The 15,530-nt window shown below is 67.7% G+C and carries 14 protein-coding genes; 7 read left to right on the top strand and 7 right to left on the bottom strand.

The features are described from left to right. Window position 1 precedes the first annotated feature (1 nt). From SLQ33_RS00415 to SLQ33_RS00395, 5 genes are all read left to right on the top strand, one after another. Window positions 2-697, top strand: a complete 696-nt coding sequence (locus SLQ33_RS00415) for a phosphoadenylyl-sulfate reductase (RefSeq protein WP_413467537.1) — start codon at window positions 2-4, stop codon at window positions 695-697. Then, window positions 676-1,413 (top strand): sirohydrochlorin chelatase, encoded by a 738-nt coding sequence (locus SLQ33_RS00410; RefSeq protein WP_319451807.1) that lies wholly within the window; start codon window positions 676-678, stop codon window positions 1,411-1,413. The genes SLQ33_RS00415 and SLQ33_RS00410 overlap by 22 nt, the downstream gene beginning before the upstream one ends. A 743-nt stretch (window positions 1,414-2,156) precedes the next feature. Then, window positions 2,157-3,734 (top strand): peptidase S53, encoded by a 1,578-nt coding sequence (locus tag SLQ33_RS00405; RefSeq protein WP_413467536.1) that lies wholly within the window; start codon window positions 2,157-2,159, stop codon window positions 3,732-3,734. A gap of 71 nt (window positions 3,735-3,805) precedes the next feature. Further along, a complete protein-coding gene (locus tag SLQ33_RS00400; protein ID WP_319451806.1) occupies window positions 3,806-5,290 on the top strand; it encodes a zinc ribbon domain-containing protein in 1,485 nt (494 codons plus the stop codon). Between the two features lie 160 nt (window positions 5,291-5,450). Further along, window positions 5,451-6,383, top strand: a complete 933-nt coding sequence (locus SLQ33_RS00395) for a 2-hydroxyacid dehydrogenase (protein ID WP_319451805.1) — start codon at window positions 5,451-5,453, stop codon at window positions 6,381-6,383. Window positions 6,384-6,393: 10 nt separating this feature from the next. Here the strand turns inward: SLQ33_RS00395 and SLQ33_RS00390 are convergent, their stop codons facing one another. The 6 genes from SLQ33_RS00390 to SLQ33_RS00370 all read right to left on the bottom strand — a co-directional run bounded on the left by SLQ33_RS00390 (window position 6,394) and on the right by SLQ33_RS00370 (window position 11,036). Continuing rightward, window positions 6,394-7,443, bottom strand: a complete 1,050-nt coding sequence (locus tag SLQ33_RS00390; protein WP_319451804.1) for a sulfate/molybdate ABC transporter ATP-binding protein — start codon at window positions 7,441-7,443, stop codon at window positions 6,394-6,396. Window positions 7,444-7,469: 26 nt separating this feature from the next. After that, window positions 7,470-8,282, bottom strand: a complete 813-nt coding sequence (gene cysW / locus SLQ33_RS00385) for a sulfate ABC transporter permease subunit CysW (RefSeq protein ID WP_319451803.1) — start codon at window positions 8,280-8,282, stop codon at window positions 7,470-7,472. Continuing rightward, a complete protein-coding gene (gene cysT, locus SLQ33_RS00380) occupies window positions 8,279-9,163 on the bottom strand; it encodes a sulfate ABC transporter permease subunit CysT (RefSeq protein WP_319451802.1) in 885 nt (294 codons plus the stop codon). The genes cysW and cysT overlap by 4 nt, the downstream gene beginning before the upstream one ends. Continuing rightward, window positions 9,160-10,197, bottom strand: a complete 1,038-nt coding sequence (locus tag SLQ33_RS00375; RefSeq protein ID WP_413467535.1) for a sulfate ABC transporter substrate-binding protein — start codon at window positions 10,195-10,197, stop codon at window positions 9,160-9,162. The genes cysT and SLQ33_RS00375 overlap by 4 nt, the downstream gene beginning before the upstream one ends. Window positions 10,198-10,322: 125 nt before the next feature. Then, window positions 10,323-10,415, bottom strand: coding sequence for an Ms4533A family Cys-rich leader peptide (locus SLQ33_RS33535; RefSeq protein WP_413467534.1), 93 nt, complete (start codon window positions 10,413-10,415; stop codon window positions 10,323-10,325). Between the two features lie 426 nt (window positions 10,416-10,841). Further along, a complete protein-coding gene (locus SLQ33_RS00370; protein ID WP_319451801.1) occupies window positions 10,842-11,036 on the bottom strand; it encodes a hypothetical protein in 195 nt (64 codons plus the stop codon). A gap of 23 nt (window positions 11,037-11,059) precedes the next feature. Between SLQ33_RS00370 and SLQ33_RS00365 the strand changes: the two genes are divergently transcribed. Beyond that, the gene (locus SLQ33_RS00365; RefSeq protein ID WP_319451800.1) at window positions 11,060-12,295 is read left to right on the top strand and encodes an FAD-dependent oxidoreductase; all 1,236 of its coding nucleotides are present in this window, start codon (window positions 11,060-11,062) and stop codon (window positions 12,293-12,295) included. A gap of 101 nt (window positions 12,296-12,396) precedes the next feature. Next, window positions 12,397-14,409 carry a glycoside hydrolase family 15 protein gene (locus SLQ33_RS00360; RefSeq protein WP_319451799.1) on the top strand — a complete coding sequence of 671 codons (2,013 nt, stop codon included), beginning with the start codon at window positions 12,397-12,399 and terminating at the stop codon, window positions 14,407-14,409. A gap of 373 nt (window positions 14,410-14,782) precedes the next feature. On the opposite strand, the gene SLQ33_RS00355 is transcribed toward SLQ33_RS00360, so the two are convergent. Continuing rightward, window positions 14,783-15,493, bottom strand: a complete 711-nt coding sequence (locus SLQ33_RS00355; RefSeq protein WP_319451798.1) for a sensor domain-containing protein — start codon at window positions 15,491-15,493, stop codon at window positions 14,783-14,785. Window positions 15,494-15,530 lie beyond the last annotated feature (37 nt).

Raw genomic sequence — 15,530 nt, 5'->3', positions numbered from 1 at the left:
CATGATGACCGAGGAGGCTCTGGTCGAGCTGGCCGAACGTGGCGCGGCGGAACTGGAGCACGCGTCGGCCGAGGAACTGCTGCGCTGGACCGACGAGAACTTCGGCGGGAACTACGTGGTCGCCTCCAACATGCAGGACGGGGCGTTGGTCTCGATGGCCGCCAAGGTGCGCCCTGGCGTGGACGTGCTGTTCCTCGACACCGGCTACCACTTCGCCGAGACCATCGGCACGCGTGACGCCGTCGAGGCGGTGTACGGGGTCAACGTCGTCAACGTCACTCCGAAGCACAGCGTCGCCGAGCAGGACAAGCTGTTCGGCAAGAACCTGTTCGAGCGAGATGCCGCCGAGTGCTGCAACATGCGCAAGGTCCAGCCGTTGGGCAAGGCGCTCAATGGCTATTCGGCCTGGGTGACGGGCATCCGGCGCGTCGAGGCGCCCACGCGGGCGAACGCCCCGCTGATCAGCTTCGACAAGGCCTTCGGACTGGTGAAGATCAACCCGATCGCCGCGTGGTCCGACGACGAGATGGCGGCCTACATCGAGGAAAACGACATCCTGGTGAACCCGCTCGTCGACGAGGGCTACCCGTCGATCGGTTGCGCCCCGTGCACGGCGAAGCCGATCGAGGGGGCCGATCCGCGCAGCGGTCGCTGGGCAGGTCAGTCCAAGACGGAATGCGGGCTCCACGCGTCGTGACCGACGCACTGATCCTGACGGCGCACGGCAGCGTCGATCCGCGCTCGGCCGCAGTGGCTAGTGCGTTCGCCGGTCGGATCCGGCGGCTGCGTCCGTGGCTCGACGTCCGAACGGCATTCCTCGAGCGGTCCGAACCCGGCCTGTCCGACGTGCTGGCCGACGTCGCCGCCCGCAGCGGCTCCGCGATCGTGGTGCCGATGTTGTTGGCCGACGCCTATCACGCCGGGGTCGACATTCCCTCGATGATCGAGGCTTCGGGCGCCCGCGTTCGGCAAGCCGACGTGCTCGGCGAGGATCCCGCGCTGCTCGCGGTGCTCGCGCAGCGGCTCGCCGAAGCCGGCGTGTCGCCGGGTGACCGCGACCTCGGGGTCATCGTGGCGGCCGTCGGTTCGTCGAGCGACTCCGCGAACGCCCGAACCGCAAGGGTGGCCAGCGCGCTGAGTGTCGGCGCACAGTGGGCGGGCGCCGAAGTGGCATTCGCCACCGGACCGCATCCGACCGTCGCCGAGGCGGCCAAGCGACTTCGCCGTCGGGGTGCTCGCGCACTCGTCGTGGCCCCATGGTTCCTGGCGCCCGGCACCATCACCGACCGCGTGGCGAAAACGGCGGCCGAACTGGGCATTCCGACTGCGCAGCCGCTCGGCGCGCACAACCTGGTGGCGGCCGCACTACTGGACCGCTTCGACGAGCAGCGCGCGGGACGGCTCGCCGCCTAGGACATCACACCTAGGCATCGAGCGAACTCCCTGCACATCCCGCTACGCCTGCTCGCGCCCGGTTCCGTGGGCTCGAGAAGTAGCTAGCTGATGGCGTGGCGCCCACCACGAAAAACACCGTTAACGCAATCTTGACCACATGCGGGCGTTTATCCTTTTCCGACCTGTTCTGTGAACTTTCGATCCAGTTCTCATGATTTGGACCATAGTTTGCTAAAACTGGGGCAGAATATTGACGCTAACGATTATCACCCGACCGTCCGCAAACCCCAACGGGTAATCACGGACTAGATAGGACACAAGGAACATGACCTCAGGTCGCTTTGCGCGTCGACTTGCACTCGTTGCCGGCGGAAGCGCGATCATCGCGATGGGCGCGTTGACTGCCGGCTGTAGTGGCAGCGAAACACCGGCCCCATCGAGCTCGACGACACCTCCCTCGTCGTCGGCAGCCCCTTCGCCAACGGAGAAGAACATCACCCCGGGTGGAGGCAACAGCTTCTCGCCGCCGGTGAAGGCGCCGCCTGCTCCTACGCAGGAACCAGGCAACCACCGGTCGGACGGAAGTCACCGCCCCAGCTGACGGTCCACCGCTCCTCCCGCAGAGGGCACTCGTATCGCCACTCTGCGGGAGGTGCGTCCGACTACCCTGACCGCCGCGGCGGTATGACGCGCCGGTTCGGCTGCTGTGGAGTTCATTGATGCATACGCACCGGCCGTTGCGGCGGCTACTCGGGTGTTGGATGACGGCGTTGCTGGCGGCCGCGGCCGTGATGCTCGGCTCGGCACACCCAGCTAATACTCAGCACAGCGATGCGACGAACATCGCCGGCCCGTACGCGTTGTTGCTTGCCAGCTCGACGGATCTCGGGTCGTCACGCATTGCGCACGCGCAGCTCACCGCGGCACTTCACGATGCGAAGCGACCCGAGCCGTTGATGCGGTGGGCCGCCGGCGAAGGGCTTGCCGTGCGATGGCGGCCCGGCGAGGACTGGGCGATCGTCGAGGGCGCTGCCCGCGACGTCGCCAGGGCGTTCGACGTGCCGGTGCACGACTACCGCGGCCTGGGCGGGCAGGTGTTCTACGCATCGGCCGAGCAGCCCCGAGTCCCGCAGCCGATCCGCGCGACGGTCAGCGACCTCGGGCGCATCCTCGGGTACACCCCGCACCGGCGGGCACAGCCGGCAATGCCTCCGCTCGACGTTCCGCCGCAAGGGTTGTCGCCGAACGCCCTACTGACCGCGTACAACGCGAATCCCCTTGCGGCAGCTGGTTTCACCGGCAAGGGCCAGACCATCGTGTTCTACGAGTTCGACGGCTACGACCAGGCCGATCTCGATGACTTCGCCGAGCTGTCGGGGCTGCCACCGCTCAAGCCGATCCTCGTCGGCGGCCAGCCCGGTGAACCGCACGGCGAGGCGACGATGGACATCGAGGTCGCGCACGCGATCGCGCCCGATGCGCGGATGGTCGTCGTGAACGCTCGGCCCACCCTCGAGGGCGGTCGCACGTACGAACAGATCGGCGAGATGTTCGACTCGGTCGACCGGCAGTTCCCCGGCGCGGTGTGGAGTCTGTCCATCGGCTGGGGGTGCGACGCGTTGGTCACCGCCACCGACCTCAAGCCCGTGCAGTCCGCCTTGGAACGCGCTCAGTCACACGGGACGTCGGCGTTCGATGCCAGCGGAGACACCGGCGGACTGGAATGCAAGGGCGGCGCCAACTGGTCGGCCCCGCCGGGACCGGACGACATCGGGCTGGACGCCGTCGCATCGTTGCCCGCGATGACGTCGGTCGGCGGGACGTCGTTGTCGACCGACGAGCAGGGCCGATGGCAGGCCGAGCAGGCCTGGGTCGACTCGCCGCTATCCCAAGGCACCAGCGGCGGGGTGTCCAAGTTGTTCCCCCGCCCCGCATGGCAGCAGCGGGTCTCCGCGGCTCGCGACTCCGACATGCGCCGGCTGACGCCCGACGTCTCCGCCACCGCCGACCCGCTCACGGGGGTGAGAATCCGATTCGACGGACAGGACTTCGTCGGCGCAGGCACCTCGCAGTCCGCGCCGATCTGGGCGGCCCTGACGGCGGTGATGAACCAGTGGCTGCTCGCCAACGGCGGCCACGCACTCGGCAACATCAACCCACTGCTCTACCGGGTGGCCGCGGGCGCGAACTCACCGGGATTCCGTGACGTGAGCCTCGGCGGCAACGCAGTCGACGTCTCGACCCCCGGCTACGACCTCGTCACCGGACTCGGGAGCCCCAACGTCGACGCGTTAGTGAAGGACTTCCTGGACGTCCAAAAGCGGGTGGCGCCGCGGTGAGCACGGACGGCCCGTCGCTCACGAGTACGGTCTTCCCACGGCTGCCGAGGCGCTCCCGCACGGCTTTTCGCGTGGCGGTGATCGGCCTGGTCGTGCTGATCACCGTGGCCGCGGCGATGCGGTGGCAAGCTCCGCTCGTCGGCCTCGTCTCCTTGGGGATGCCGCTGCTATTCCTCGCCTACCTCTACGAGAGCAATGCGGTCGACGAGGTGTCACGCTCGGTGTTGCTGGTCACGGCGACGCTGTCCGTCGGACTCGGCGTGGGGTGGGCACTCGGAACCGACGCGGCCGTCGCACGCGCCGACGACGCCGCACTCGGCATCCCGGTGAGTCCGGTCCGGCTCCTGGTGACGGGGCTGGCGATCCCGCTCGGGTTCGTGATCCTGATGCTCGCCCCCGTAGTGCTGGCGAGACTGCGGCGTGCCTCCGGGGTACGCGAGTCCTTCGACGGATTCACGATCGGATCCCTTGCCGGATACTGCTTCACGGCCGCGGGCACCCTGACCCGGTTGGCACCGCAGTTCGCCGGTGGGACCGTGGCCGACGACGACCGCTCCGCGGCCGGCCTGGTGGTCGCGGCCGTCATCCAGGGCCTGGCGATACCGCTAGTGGCGGCTGCGGTTGCGGGTGCGGTTGGCGCGACGCTGTGGTGCACCCAGCGCACCGACACCGGTCGCACCTACCGCTGGTACTCGCCGAGTTCCCCAACCCCGTCGGTCGTCGGCGGCGTTCTGCTCTTTCTGGGGCTCGGGGTGATCGACCTCGGCGCGCCTTCGCGCTACGTCCAGTTGGGGTTGTACGCGTTGACGGCAGTGCTGGCGTTGTTCGCGCTGCGGATCGTGCTGAAGGCGACGGCGCTCGCGGACACCCCCGACGACGCGGCGTCGCGGACGTCGCGGTCCACGCCCCCCGCGCGGCTGCTCCTGATCCTTGGCGGCGTTTCAGCGGTGGTGGTGGCCGTCGCGGTCGGGCTGTCCCTGTGGCTGACGCCGCCCAAGCCGAACTACGTCTGCCCGCCGGACTGCGGACGCCCGCCGATCAGCAAGCCCGTCGCGACGTACCCCCGATTCACGCCCGACACCGGTGAGTTCTCGGTGGCCTACCCCGGCGAGGGCACGTCGTACGAGGCGACGTTCGAGCCGAACGGCGTCGTGGCCGAGCTGCTCGTCGGGGACGGCGGCACGCTGCGCCTGTTTGGCGAACCCGCGGCCGGACGAACACCGCGACAGATCGCCGACGACCTCGTCCAAAGCACCTACCCCGACGCCACGACCGACTACGAGCTGCCCAATGCGCTCGTCGGCTATCAGTTGGGCTACGGCGTGGTCGCCGACTTCTACCCGGCCGACTCCATCGGCGACGACGACCGGCTGCGCATCCTGGTGATGGTCGCCGTGAAGAACGACTTCGCGCTCGTCGCGGCGGCGGCCGGGCCGTATCACGAATTCAGCCCAGACTTCGGTTCCGGGCACCCGTCGGGCACCAACTTCTTCCTCGCGCTGGACATGGCCAAGTACGTCAACAGCTTCAGCTGGCGGGGTGATCCGCCGCGCTGAACTCATGTCCGGGGGTTGGCCATGAGAAGGTCTTACCGGCGCGGTCGACTCCAACCGAGGTTGCGCTCTCGCTGAACCTTCGGGTTTCCTCGTCGTCGGCTGCGACGAAATAACAAGTGGGCAACCGTCGTTCGTTTTGACGAAGCGACGAGAGGATGAGATGGAAACCTGGGACGCGGGGACGCCGCCGCTGAAAGTGCTCATCCCCCGGGGCCTCGGCCTCGAACGAATGCCCACCCCGTCGAATGTTGACGCAATCCCCTACGAGCCTGGTAAGCCATGGCCGAGCGAGCACGTCGACGCGACGGTGGTGGTCGTCGGGTACGAGGACGCTCCGGCCACCGGGGCGCGGTTCGGCGAGCTGCCGCGCCTGCGTCTCGTGCAGACCCTCAACGCCGGCTACGAGCAGTGGCTCCCACTGGTGCCTCGCGGCGTCATGCTGTCCAACGGGCGCAGCGCGCACGGCGGCTCGTCGGCCGAGTGGGTGGTGGCCGCACTGCTCGCCATCTACCGCGAGCTCGAGACGTTCGCCGAGCACCAATCGGAGGGGGTCTGGCGGCCGAAGGACACCGACACGCTGATCGGCAAGCGAGTGATCGTGCTCGGCGCGGGCGACCTCGCGGTCAATGTCGCCGCCCGACTCACACCGTTCGAGACCGAAGTGACATTGGTCGGGCGACGGGCTAGGCCGGGAGTTCGTGCACTGACCGACATCGACGGGCTACTGCCAAGCGCCGACGTCGTGGTCGCCATGTTGCCCGGGGACGAGTCGACCCACCACCTCATCGACGCCGAGTTCCTCGCCAAGCTGCGCGACGGTGCGGTGGTCGTCAACGCGGGCCGGGGCGGCACGGTCGACACCCAGGCCCTGCTCGCGGAGCTGACATCGGGTCGGCTCCGCGCCGCGCTCGACGTCACCGATCCAGAGCCGCTACCCAACGAGCATCCGTTGTGGTCGGCGCCTGGGCTCCTGTTGACCCCGCACGTGGCGGGGAGCACCGTCGGCGCCTGGGAACGAGCGTGGGCTGTGGCGCTGCGTCAGATCGACGTGTTCGCACGCGGTGGCCGACCACCCAACCTGGTCGCCGGGTGAAACGGGGACGTCAGGCCTTCGTCAGCTGCTCGGCCTCGTCGGTCACGGGAATTTCGAGGCTCCCCGGGATCGGCGGCACCCGGGTGGCCCGCACGTAGACGGTGTCACCCTCCCCCAGTCCCAGCGCTTCCGCGTCGCCGCGGGTGATCTGTGCGGTGAAGGGCGTGTTGTCTGCGGCACTGGTCAGCTCGACGCGAACCTCGAAGCCCAGCACGACGATTCGGTCGATGGTCGCGCGGACGACACCTGTCGACGACACGCTGCCGTCGGCCTGCGCGATCGCCATGTCGGGGTTGCGGCCGACGCGGATGTCGTGCGGCCGCACCAAGGTTCCGTTCAGCGACGACACCGCGCCGAGGAACGACATCACGAACCCGTTGGCCGGGCTGTCATACACCTCGGTGGGCGACCCCACCTGTTCGATGCGCCCCTTGTTGAGCACCGCGATGCGATCGGCGACGTCGAGCGCCTCTGCCTGATCGTGCGTGACCAGCACGGTGGTCACGTGCACCTCGTCGTGCAGCCTGCGCAACCACGCCCGCAGGTCCTCGCGCACCTTCGCATCGAGCGCCCCGAAGGGTTCGTCGAGCAGCAACACCTGCGGATCGACGGCGAGTGCTCGGGCGAGCGCCATGCGCTGGCGCTGCCCGCCGGACAGCTGATTCGGGTAGCGGGTCTGGAAACCCGCCAGCCCGACGATCTCGAGGAGGTTGTCGACCTTTTCCTTGACCTCTGCCTTGGGCTTCTTGCGGATCTTCAGTCCGAACGCCACGTTGTCGCGCACGGTGAGGTGCTTGAACGCGGCGTAGTGCTGAAACACGAAGCCGATGCCCCGGCGTTGCGGCGGCACACCAGTGACATCGTCACCCTTGATGGTGATGGTGCCGGTGTCGGGCTGATCGAGCCCGGCGATGGCGCGCAACAGGGTGGACTTTCCGGAGCCGCTGGGACCGAGCAGCGCGGTCAGTGAACCCTCGGGCACGTCGAAGTCGATGTTGTCGAGGGCGACGAAGTCGCCATAGCGCTTGTTGGCGCCTCGCACGGTGATCGCATTGGTCATGAGCGGAGAGTCCTGTCCTTCGGGAGCTATTTTGCCGCTCGAGCGCGTCGCGCGTCGAGGATCACTTGGGCGATGAGCACGAATACGGCGACGGCCATCAGCAGCGTCGCGATGGAGTAGGCGCCGTATTCCTGGCCGCGGTTGTAGCGGTCGGCCACCAGCAGGGTCAATGTCTGCGAGGTTCCTGGCAGGTTCGACGACACCATGATGACGGCACCGAACTCGCCAAGGGTGCGGGCGACCGTCAGCACGATGCCGTAGGTGAGGCCCCACCGAATGGACGGCAGCGTGATCTTCCAGAACGTCTGCCACCAGGACGCCCCCAGGGTCGAGGCGGCCTCCTCCTGGTCGGTGCCGAGTTCGTGGAGCACGGGCTCGACCTCGCGGATCACGAACGGCACGGTCACGAAGATGGAGGCCAGCACGATGCCGGGGAAGCTGAAGATGATCTTCAGACCCAGGTCGTTCTCGACGAAGCCAAGCGCGCCCGCAGACCCCCACAGCAGGATCAGGGCGACGCCGACGACCACCGGCGAGACGGCGAATGGCAGGTCGATGACGGCCTGTAGCGCGCTCTTGCCGCGAAACCGGTTGCGCGCCAACACCAGTGCGGTCGGGATGCCGAAGACGACATTGAGTGGCACGACGATGGCCACCACGAGCAGCGACAGTTGCAGCGCGGAGATGGCCGCGGGCGTACCGATCGACGTGAAGAACGCCCCGATTCCGGGCTCGAACGTGCGCCACAGAATCACGCCGACGGGGACGATCACCAGCACTGTGACGTATGCCAGCGCGGTGTAGCGCAAGAGGTTCCGGACGAGCGGCGAAAGGTTCACTGGGCCAACTCCTCACGCTTGGCGGCGCGCGAGCCGACCGCGCGGAGGATGAACAGCACCACGAACGAGACGACCAGCAGCACGATGGAGATCGCCGCCGCGCCGGTTCGGTCGTCGTTCTCGATGAGCGTCCGGATCCACTGGGAGGACACCTCGGTCTCTCCGGGGACGGCGCCACCGATGAGCACCACCGAGCCGAACTCGCCGATCGCGCGCGAGAAGGCTAGTCCCGCGCCGGACAACAGGGACGGCAGCAACGCGGGCAGGATGATGAACCGGAGAATGGTGAAGTTGCTGGCGCCGAGCGACGCCGCGGCCTCCTCGACATCGCGGTCGAGCTCCAGCAGCACCGGCTGAACCGACCGCACCACGAACGGCAACGTCACGAACAGCAGCGCGACGCCGATGCCCCACTGGGTGTGCTGAAGGTGAAGTCCGACAGGACTTTTCGGCCCGTAGAGGGCCAGCATCACCAGACTCGCGACGATGGTCGGCAAGGCGAACGGAAGGTCGATCACGGCATCGACCAGCCGCTTGCCTGGGAAGTCGTCGCGCGTCAGCACCCAGGCGACCAGTAGGCCGAAGACGATATTGATCGCCGTCACACCGATCGACACGGTCACCGTGACCCGGAACGACTCCAGCGCCGCGTTGGACGTCACCGCGCTCCAGAACGCCGACCACCCTCCGCCGGCGGCCTGCCAGAGGATCGCCGCCAGCGGCAGCAGCACGATGACGGACAGCCACAACGTCGCCGCGCCTACGCGCAGGCCCGTCGTGCCGAACGCGTTGCCGACCTTGCGGCGCGGCCCGCCCGAGGCACCGTCACCGGTGACTTCGGGCCGGACTGCCTCCGGATTGGGGTCGACTGCCGTCGTCATCCAGTTGCCGCCTTGTAGATCTTGGTGATGGTGCCGTTCTCCTTGTCGAACAACGCGGGATCGACGGTCTTCCATCCACCGAGGTCATCGATGGTCCACAGCTTCTCTGGCGTCGGGAAGTCAGTGGAGAAGTCCGCGGCGACCGCCGGGTCGACCGGGCGGAAGCCGGCCTCGGCCCACAGCTTCTGCCCCTCCTTGGTGTAGAGGAAATTCTTCAGCGCGTTGGTCTGCTCGAGGTGCGCACTGCTGCTGACCACCGCGACGGGGTTCTCGATCTTGAACGTCTGGGGCGGATTGACGTGCTCGACGTCCTTGCCTTGGCGCTCGATGTTGATGGCCTCGTTCTCGTAGCTGATCAGCACGTCACCGGTGCCCTGCAGAAACAGGTCGGTGGCCTCGCGGCCCGATCCGGGTCGCGTCTTGATGTGCTCGGACACCAGCTTGCTGACGAAATCGAGCCCGCCCTGGGCGTTCTTGCCGCCGTCGCTCTTGGCCGCGTACGGCGCGAGCAGGTTCCACTTGGCCGAACCCGAGCTCAGCGGGCTAGGGCTGACGACCTCGAGCCCCGGCTGGAGCAGGTCGTCCCAGTCCTTGATGTTCTTCGGATTGCCCTTGCGCACCACGAGCGACACCACCGAACCGAACGGGATGCCCTTGGTGGTGTCCTTGTTCCAGTCCTCGGCGACCTTGCCCGCCTTGACCAGGCGGCTGACGTCGGGCTCGACCGAGAAGTTCACGATGTCGGCAGGCTTGCCGTCGACGACGCCGCGGGACTGATCACCGGACGCGCCGTATGACGTCGTCACCGCGACGCCCTTGCCCTCGGGGGTGGCGGCGAACGCCGGGATGATCTTGCTCCAGCCGGGCTCCGGAACGGCGTACGCGACCAGGGTCAGCGTGGTGTCGGCCGGGCCTTGTCCGTCACCGCCCGCGACGTCGCTCGAGCCGCCGCCGCACGCGGCCAGCAGTGTCGCGGTGAGCGCGAGCGCCGCGGCAGGAAGCCAGCGGGACTTGGTGGTGGTGGGCTTCTTCACGGGGGTGATGACCTTTCCTTGCGGGACAAACGGGAGGGATACCCCGTCACGACGGCAAGGAATTGGATCAGCACTGGAAGATGCGCGCAGTCACCATCGACCCCAAACCGCGTACGGGCGTGGAATCAGCGACAACAGTGGACGTCTGCAACAGCGCATGAACCCACGGCAATGAGAGCCAAGACATGGCTCTCAGAGATGCCGGACGCTGCGTGCATGGCGCGAAGCGTAGCAGACCTATTGACATCCTCCCCCGCCTGACGGCGTGGGATTCCCGCGTGCCGATATCCGGCTGTCTCGGTGCTCATCACTGCACCGCCGTAAGCCGGGGGCTTTTGCGTTTGCGCCGACCAACTCTGTCCCTTGCGGGCGCCACACCTGCGATGCCAGTGGCCTCGTTGGTTACTTTCCCCGACGCCGGTCGATGTCCTGACCTTGGGATCTCTCCGGGGGATTCTGTTGTAGTCGTGACCGTAGCAGCCATCGCCGACAAGTCCACACCACTTGTCCCTGGCTGAACCCGGGGGCTTGCGGGCTACGATTTTCCTGTTCATGCGCTGATCAACGGGTGATCAGCCACATGACGATGACGAGTACGACCAGCGCGACCAGCACCAATGTGACGCGCGAGCGTGGCATTCCGTTCACGACTGGTCTTCGTCCTGGTGCCGCATTCGTTGCAGCAGACGAATTCCGTTGCCGAATGCGCCGTCGAGCAGGACGGCGATCCCGTAGGCGAGCAGCAGCACGACGGGCATGACGATCACCGTCTGCCAGACGAACCCGAGCCCGGACAACCAGAGCTCAACGCCGTCCCACCAATTGAGGATGCCGCTCACCGTCCCCACCCTACGATCATTCCGTGACGCGCCCCGAAACGGAGCCACCGCAGGCGACGACGTGCCTGGTCGCAGGTGGCGGGCCCGCGGGCATGATGCTGGGCCTGCTACTCGCCCGCTCCGGCGTCGACGTCACGGTGATGGAGAAGCACGCCGACTTCCTGCGGGACTTCCGCGGTGACACGGTGCACGCGAGCACGCTGCGCCTACTCGACGAACTGGGCCTTGGCGCCGCGTTCGCAGCGCTGCCGCATCGGATGATCGAAAGCGTCAACGCCACCGTTCAGGACACCCCGGTTCAGATCGATCTGCGCCGGCTACCGGGCCCCCACAAGCACATCGCCCTGGTGCCGCAGTGGGACTTCCTGGAACTGCTGGCCACCGCCGCGGAGGCGGAGCCGGGTTTCCGGCTGTTGCGCAGCACCGAAGTGCTCGGTCCGGTCGAGGAGCGCGGGAAGGTGGTCGGCGTCCGCTACCGCGACGCCACGGGCGAGCACGTGCTGCGCGCCGACCTGACGGTGGCCTGCGACGGTCGGGCGTCGACGCTTCGTGCCGCTGCGGGGTTGACGCCCCGTAGCTTCGGCGCGCCGATGGACGTGTGGTGGTTCCGGGTGCCGCGGCGCGACGGCGATCCGCACGGGCTCAACGGGATCTTCCAGTCCGGCCACGGCTGCGCGCTGATCGATCGCGGCGACTACTTCCAGGTCGCGTACCTGATCCGCAAGGGCGCCGACACACAGATGAGGGCCGAGGGCATCGAGTCGCTTCAGCGCCAACTCGTGACGCTGGTGCCGTGGCTGGCCGACCGGGTGTCCACGCTGACGTCGTTCGATGACGTGAAACTGCTTGACGTGCAACTGAATAGGCTTCGCCGCTGGTACGTCGACGGGCTGCTATTCATCGGCGACGCGGCACACGCGATGTCGCCCATCGGCGGCGTGGGCATCAATCTGGCGGTCGCCGATGCAGTCGCGACGGCGCGGATCCTGGCCGAACCGCTGCGCACGCACACGGTGCACACGCGGCACCTCGCACGCATCCAAGCGCGGCGCTGGCTGCCCGCCGCGCTGATCCAGCGGGTGCAGCGGACGGTCCAGGACCGGGCCATCGCCGTGGCGATCGGCCCCGACGCCACCATGGCGACGGCGCCGCGCGCGGTGAAGATCGCCAACCGGATTCCCGCGCTGCGCACCGCCGTGGCATACGGCGTCGCGATCGGCCCGCTGCCCGAACACGCGCCCGCCCAGACCCGCCGCTGAAAACCTGGTCCCACCCTTCGCCTGGCACGGCCACGGGCGACACGCGCCCACAACTGACCGAAAAGTGGACGGCGAGCGCTGCCCCGACCGATGATGTGCGAATGGTTTTGCAGCACACTGGGCCCGCCGACGAGGCCGATCGCGCCGAGCACCCCCCGGAGGCCCCGTTCACGGTGACGGCCCCGGTGCCGTACGTGTCGAGCGGGCCGCTGCGCAACCCGTTCCCGCCGATCGCCGACTACGCGTTCCTGTCGGACTGCGAGAACACCTGCCTGATCTCGTCGGCCGGTTCGGTCGAGTGGATGTGCGTGCCGCGACCCGACTCGCCAAGCGTGTTCGGCGCGATCCTCGATCGCAGCGCCGGGCACTTCCGGCTTGGACCGTATGGGGTGTCGGTGCCCGCTGCGCGGCGCTACCTGCCGGGCAGCCTGATCCTCGAAACCACCTGGCAGACCCACACCGGCTGGCTCATCGTGCGGGACACGCTGGTGATGGGGCCCTGGCACGACCTCGAGGCCCGCTCCCGAACCCACCGGCGAACGCCGATGGACTGGGACGCAGAGCACATCCTGCTGCGCACGGTGCGCTGCGTCAGCGGCGTGGTGGAGCTGATGATGAGCTGCGAGCCGTCGTTCGACTATCACCGGCAGAGCGCGTCATGGGAGTACTCGGCAGCGGCGTACGGCGAGGCGATCGCGCGCGCGAGCAAGGACCCGGAGGCCCACCCGACGCTGCGGCTGACCACCAACCTGCGCATCGGGCTGGAGGGCCGGGAGGCGCGGGCCAGGACGCGACTCAACGAGGGCGACAACGTCTTCGTCGCGCTGAGCTGGTCGGGACACCCGGCGCCGCAGACCTACGAAGAAGCCACCGACAAGATGTGGAAGACCAGCGAGTCGTGGCGTCAGTGGATCAACATCGGCGACTTCCCCGATCACCCGTGGCGCGCGTACCTGCAGCGCAGCGCGTTGACCCTGAAGGGGCTGACCTACTCCCCGACCGGCGCGCTGCTCGCCGCCAGTACCACGTCGCTACCGGAAACGCCTCAGGGCGAACGCAATTGGGACTACCGCTACGCCTGGGTGCGCGACTCGACGTTCGCGCTGTGGGGGCTCTACACACTGGGTCTGGACCGCGAGGCCGACGACTTCTTCTCGTTCATCGCCGACGTGTCCGGCGCCAACAACGGTGAACGCCACCCACTTCAGGTGATGTACGGCGTCGGCGGCGAACGCAGCCTCGTCGAGGAGGAGCTGAACCACCTTTCCGGCTATGACAACTCCCGTCCGGTGCGCATCGGCAACGGGGCGTTCGACCAGATGCAGCACGACATCTGGGGCACCATGCTCGACTCGGTGTACCTGCACGCCAAGTCCCGCGAGCAGATCCCCGACGCGCTGTGGCCAGTGCTCAAGCGCCAGGTGGAAGAGGCCATCAAGCACTGGCGCGAACCCGACCGTGGCATCTGGGAGGTGCGCGGCGAGCCGCAGCACTTCACGTCGAGCAAGGTGATGTGCTGGGTGGCGCTCGACCGTGGCTCGAAACTCGCTGAGCTACAAGGCGAGAAGAGCTACGCCCAGCAGTGGCGGGTCATCGCCGAGGAGATCAAGGCCGACATCCTGGCCAACGGCGTCGACTCGCGCGGCGTGCTGACGCAGCGCTACGGCGACGACGCGCTGGACGCGTCGTTGCTCCTGGTGGTGCTGACGCGCTTCCTGCCGTCGGACGACCCAAGGGTGCGGGCGACCGTGCTGGCGATCGCCGACGAGCTCACCGAGGACGGGCTGGTGCTGCGATACCGCACGGAGGAGACCGATGACGGACTCGCCGGCGAGGAGGGCACCTTCACGATCTGTTCGTTCTGGCTGGTGTCCGCGCTGGTGGAGATCGGCGAGATCAGCCGCGCCAAGCACCTGTGCGAGCGACTGCTGTCGTTCGCGAGCCCGCTGCACCTATACGCCGAGGAGATCGAGCCGCGCACCGGGCGTCACCTGGGGAACTTCCCTCAGGCGTTCACCCACCTGGCGATGATCAACGCTGTCGTGCACGTCATCCGGGCCGAAGACGAAGCCGACGGCGCCGGGGTGTTCCAGCCGGCCAACGCCCCGATGTAGCGCGGGGTCGGAGTACGCGGCTCCTCCGATGACGACGACGGCCGTTCCGAGCGCGGCGACGACCCACGGCCACCGGTGGCCCCTTCGCGTCAGTGCGGCCAGGGACGGCGCGTACAGCCCGTCGAACACGTTGTCGGACACGCGAACTCCAAAGCGTCGGCGGGCGCTCCCATCGAGCACCTTCTCCCCCAGCGTTGTCGCGTCCGCCCGCGCGTCCAACTCGACGCGGACGGGTCGTCGGCAAGCCGTGAGCTTCCGGGATGGAGATCATCGCGAAACATGCTGTCGTTCAGCATCTTTCAGAGCAGCCACACCCAGCACCATGGAGCCAGGCATTTCGATCAGGCTGGTCCGAAGGGCGTCGTTTCGAGCGCTACGCCGCCGCCGCGTTCGCGACGATTCTGCGCGCCATCTCCAGGGCCTCGTCGCCGACGCCGTACGCGCAGGCCCACGTCTCGACGACGGCATTGGAGATGGCCGCCAGTGCGTGTTGACATTCCCACCCGTCGGATTCCTCCTGGGTGCCGTTCTGGGTGAGGTAGTCGCCCTCGACGGCCGCCTGGTCGAGCTGCCAGATGTAGGTGAACTCGTCGTTGTCGACGGTCACCGAGAAGCCGCCGCACTGCTCCCAAGCCGTCGTGGACTCGACGTAGAACTTCTGCGCCTGCTGCTCCGACGGGAACGTGACGATCGTCTGTTCGGCCCAGTGTTCCTTGTCATCGCCGGGTTCGCGGACCACCTGGTCGCGCACCGCGGTCCACTCGTCGCCGTACACCTGCTCCTCTGCGCCGAACACCGTACCGAGGCAGTCTGGATCGGAAACGGTGTCGGAGTTGTCCGTCATATCGGTCGCGTCGATGTCGAGCTCCATGGTCGACGACCCGACGATGTCGTTGAGTTCGTCGACTCCGAGCAGCAGGTCGTCGAACTGCGAGGCGTCCAGGGGCGGAACGCTCAACGGCACCACGTGCTCGTCCCGAATCGCTGAACCGGACACGACGTTCGCGCAGCCCGACAGCAGCACCGACGCCGCGACGACCAGCGCGACGGCGCACGGGCGGCTTGGCGAACGGACCTTGCTCACCCAGCCATTGTCGCCGATGCCGATCATGAATGTTCGA

The sequence above is a fragment of the Mycobacterium sp. RTGN6 genome (assembly GCF_033804605.1).
Taxonomy (GTDB): domain Bacteria; phylum Actinomycetota; class Actinomycetes; order Mycobacteriales; family Mycobacteriaceae; genus Mycobacterium.
The sequence above is the reverse complement of the archived record's forward strand: the minus strand, read 5'-3'. Positions and strand labels throughout refer to the sequence as shown.

What these genes read in the sequence shown, in the direction of transcription:
- SLQ33_RS00415 (WP_413467537.1), top strand. Translation starts at nt 2, where the DNA reads ATGATGACCGAGGAGGCTCTGGTCGAGCTGGCCGAACGTGGCGCGGCG.
- SLQ33_RS00410 (WP_319451807.1), top strand. Translation starts at nt 676, where the DNA reads ATGCGGGCTCCACGCGTCGTGACCGACGCACTGATCCTGACGGCGCAC.
- SLQ33_RS00405 (WP_413467536.1), top strand. Translation starts at nt 2,157, where the DNA reads ATGACGGCGTTGCTGGCGGCCGCGGCCGTGATGCTCGGCTCGGCACAC.
- SLQ33_RS00395 (WP_319451805.1), top strand. Translation starts at nt 5,451, where the DNA reads ATGGAAACCTGGGACGCGGGGACGCCGCCGCTGAAAGTGCTCATCCCC.
- SLQ33_RS00390 (WP_319451804.1), bottom strand. Translation starts at nt 7,443, where the DNA reads ATGACCAATGCGATCACCGTGCGAGGCGCCAACAAGCGCTATGGCGAC.
- cysT (WP_319451802.1), bottom strand. Translation starts at nt 9,163, where the DNA reads ATGACGACGGCAGTCGACCCCAATCCGGAGGCAGTCCGGCCCGAAGTC.
- SLQ33_RS33535 (WP_413467534.1), bottom strand. Translation starts at nt 10,415, where the DNA reads ATGCACGCAGCGTCCGGCATCTCTGAGAGCCATGTCTTGGCTCTCATT.
- SLQ33_RS00360 (WP_319451799.1), top strand. Translation starts at nt 12,397, where the DNA reads ATGGTTTTGCAGCACACTGGGCCCGCCGACGAGGCCGATCGCGCCGAG.